Source organism: Microbispora siamensis (assembly GCF_016863095.1).
Lineage (GTDB): Bacteria > Actinomycetota > Actinomycetes > Streptosporangiales > Streptosporangiaceae > Microbispora > Microbispora siamensis.
Map to the genome: position 1 here is coordinate 1 of NZ_BOOF01000104.1, position 3,486 is coordinate 3,486.

2 protein-coding genes are annotated in these 3,486 nt (G+C 69.7%); both read right to left on the bottom strand.

What is annotated here, in order from left to right:
* Window positions 1–952: CE1 family esterase (locus Msi02_RS42625; RefSeq protein WP_204053392.1), on the bottom strand; the 952-nt coding region annotated here is incomplete at its 3' end.
* 134 nt (window positions 953–1,086) lie between these two features.
* Window positions 1,087–2,634: an arabinofuranosidase catalytic domain-containing protein gene (locus Msi02_RS42630; protein ID WP_204053393.1), complete on the bottom strand. Its 1,548-nt coding sequence runs from the start codon at window positions 2,632–2,634 to the stop codon at window positions 1,087–1,089.
* Window positions 2,635–3,486: the final 852 nt, after the last annotated feature.

Sequence of the window (3,486 nt, forward strand, 5' to 3'; positions counted from 1 at the left end):
GGGCGCCGTTGGCCTGCGACGCCCCGCTGACGTCCAGGCACCGCCCGGACCCCACACCCTTGAGCGCGCTCGTGCTCCCCGACGGCGACGACGGCGACGGCGAGGCGGTCGGCGAGGGAGAAGGTGAGGTCGGCGGGGTCGTGTCGAACTGCGTCAGGAACTTCCACGCCTCGCCCGAGGTCCAGGTCCTCCAGCCGTCACAGGTGCACCCGTCGATCGGGCCCGGGGTGTGGCCCCCGTCGAACGCCGCCCACACGACCGGGTACCCGGCCCGGCACCCCGAGTAGGCGGTGACGATGTGGGTCAGGCTGCCCGACCTGGGCTCGGGCGGATTCTGCGCGGCACAGCCGTTGTTCCTCACGAACGTGTCACGCAGCCCTCGCCCGGTGGAGATGTTGAGCACCGGGTCCCCGATGCCGTGCACCCCCATGTACGCGATGGGCTGGGTGCCGCCGTTGCACCCGCTGAGCTGCGCGCCGGAGTAGACCACGACCGCGCGGAAGACCGTCGCCCGGGCGCAGGCGAGCGCGTAGCTCATACCGCCGCCGTAGCTGAAGCCCGTGGAGAAGATCTGGCTGGTGTCGACGCACAGGCCGGCCTCGATCTGCCTGAGCATGTCGTCGACGAAGGTCACGTCCTGGCCGCCGGGGTTGGCCCAGCCGTTGCCGTTGCCCTGGGGCGCGACGAAGATCGTGCCGTTGTTCGCGGCGTCCGCCAGGCGCCGCAGGCCGTAGTACGACCAGTTGTACCCGTCGGTTCCGCCCGAGTCGACGTCGTTGGCGGTGCCGCCGTTCCAGTGGAACCCGAAGATCAGGCGGTAGGGGCGGTTGCTGTCGTAGTTGGCGGGCACCCGCAGGATGTAGCTGCGGTTCTGGCCGCTGCTCACAATCGAGTGCGCGCCGCTCGCCAGCGTCGGGGCCTTGCCGCATCCGGCGGTCGCCGCGGCGGCCACGGCGCTGTGCGTTGCCGACGTCGTTCCGCCGAGCGCCGTGCCGCTTATGCCCAGAACGAGAAGTGCTGCCGCCGCGATTGCGGCGAAAAGGGATTTGTGACTCAACATACGCAACTCCATGCGCGGTTAGGGGGTCAGCGGTAGCCGGCGGCGACGACGTCGGCCTGCACCGCGTTCTCGGTGGCGTCGGAGGGGTAGCCGGCCACCATGGCTCCTTCGTAGAAGGTGCCGGCGCTGAGGTTGGCGCCGCCGTCGGGCTTGCAGCAGTCGCCGCCGCTGCCCAGGACGATGGCGCCCTGCTTCTTCATGGGGCTGTAGCCGGGGGGAAGCGCGCCGTCGTAAAGGGTGTACAGACTGCCGGACTGCGCGTTGCTGCCCTTGATCGCGAACCGGCTGGTGCCGTTGTTCTTCAGCGTCGCGGTGACGAACTTGCTGGTGAACGCCCTCTGGTTGGGGTTCCACGACTGACTGCCACCGGGGTAGAGGCCCCATTCGAGGTCGGCCTGCACCCAGGGACCCGATCCGGAGCAGCCGCCGAACCAGCAGCTCGTGCCGAAGTAGATGGCGTCCATGGCGCCGGCGGCGTCGGCCTTGCGGGTGGTCTCGCTGTTGCCGTAGTCGAAGCAGCAGCCGCTGTTGACGTGGGTGCCGCTGGTCACCATGTACATGCCCTCGGGCGCGGTGCCGGTCGGCACGCCGGTCAGGTGACCGTCCCGCCAGTAGCTGTTGCCGGGGTTGATGTACAGCGAGTAGGCCTTGTTACCGCCGACGGACAATGACTCGGTGGTCGCGATCGCGGGCTTGCTCTGCGGGGACCCGGGGACCACGCTCGACCCCTGGTACCACAGGTCGTTGCCGTGCCCGGACTGGTCGTACACGACGGTGACGACGCAGGTGGTGCCGGCGCAGAAGGAGTCCTGGGCCGCGGCGTTGGCGACGCCGCCCGCGGTCAGGACGCCGATGTTCCTGGTCGTGTTGTCGGAGGAGCGCCGCACCTGGTACAGGTTGCCGTTGTAGGCGTTGTAGAGCGCCCGCGTGGTGCTGTGGGCGGCCACGCACGGGGTGCCACCGGCGGCGTAGATGTCACACGGACGCGAGCCGGGCGGCGGCGGGCTCGGCGACGTGGACGGGCTCGGTGACGTGGTGGGCCCGCCTCCCGCGACGGTCCACCTCTGGTTGCCCTGCCCGTTACAGGTCCACAGGGCGACCGCGGTCCCGTTGGCCGTGGCCGCCTGGTACACGTCCAGGCACAGACCGGACTGGACCCCGGTGATGGACCCGTCGGCGTTCTGGCGCCACTTCTGGTTGGCCTGCCCGTTGCACGACCAGATGACCACCTTCGTGCCCGGCGACGTCCCCTGGCCGTACGCGTCCACGCACCGCGTGCCGCCGAACGTGCGCAGCTCACCGGCCGAGGTGAACTCGAACGCCTGGTTGGCCTGGCCGTTGCAGTCCCAGATCTGCAGGGCGGCGCCCAGCGCATCGGTGTTGCCCGCCACGTCCAGGCAGCGCCCCGAGGACGCGCCGACCAGCGGCGCCATCGCCGCCGATGCCGGTGCCGACCATGTCAGGGCGGTGGCGAGGAGGGCCGCGAGCGCTGCCACGAGGCAGGCCGCGACGACCGCCGGTGAGCGCCGCCCGCGAGCCGCATGGCCCGACAGGTCAGCGGATGAAGAACCCATTGCTTTCACTCCTTGGGGGGAAGGCACGGCGGAGACAGCCACGTGCTGAATCCGGGCAGCCTCGCCGGAGCCGGCGATAGGCGGTCGTGTCCCATGCGGCGGGTCACTGTGGGAACAGCCCGCAGTGGACGGCTGGGCCGCGGGAGCCGGCCGCTCCTCGATCCTTACGCTCGGTATCGATCAGGCGTCGTCCGTAGCGTGGAGACCGAGGCGATGTCGGGTCCCGGTCGCGGACCCGATCCGCGCGCGAAGGCGCATGCACGAAGGAGGAAGGGGTCGCGGACAGCGGGTGAGAAGCCCGGCTGCAGCCCGGAACGCCGACGGCGCGCCTCACGCCGTCGTACGCGGCGAGCCGCGACGTCGGTGGATCACCATCACACCGCATCGGCGAGCGTCTGCTCCGAACCTCCTCGCAAAAGGTCCACGAACCGATTCGCCTCGACCGGGCGACGGAACCCAGCCCCTTAATGCCTCCTGGCTGTGATTACGGGTTTTGTTAGCGCTAACAGATCGACAGAGACTTGACTCGTTCCTTCCTGCCGACGGATTGGGGGGTGGCGGGATGCAGCGAAGCAAATACGACGGGCGACGCGCGTGTCAAGAACCCCCTTCCCCTTCTTACCGGCCCGCGTAAGGGCATGGACTCCCTGCCGCGGCTCTCAGCAGGGATGCTCGCGGTCCCCTGCCGGTCGCGCACGAATGAAAGATTCACAGACCCGCCTCGATCGGACCGGCGCCTTCAGCCCGTCCGCGCCCTCACCATGATCACATCATCGAAACGATTCGCCTCCGTACGTGGGAGTGACTACGGAGACGCCCCACCGGCGGGACCGCTCAGCCGGCCGAGCGAAA

Bases quoted from the DNA above. Each gene is read 5' to 3' on its own strand.
- Msi02_RS42630 (WP_204053393.1), bottom strand. From the start codon at position 2,634: ATGGGTTCTTCATCCGCTGACCTGTCGGGCCATGCGGCTCGCGGGCGG.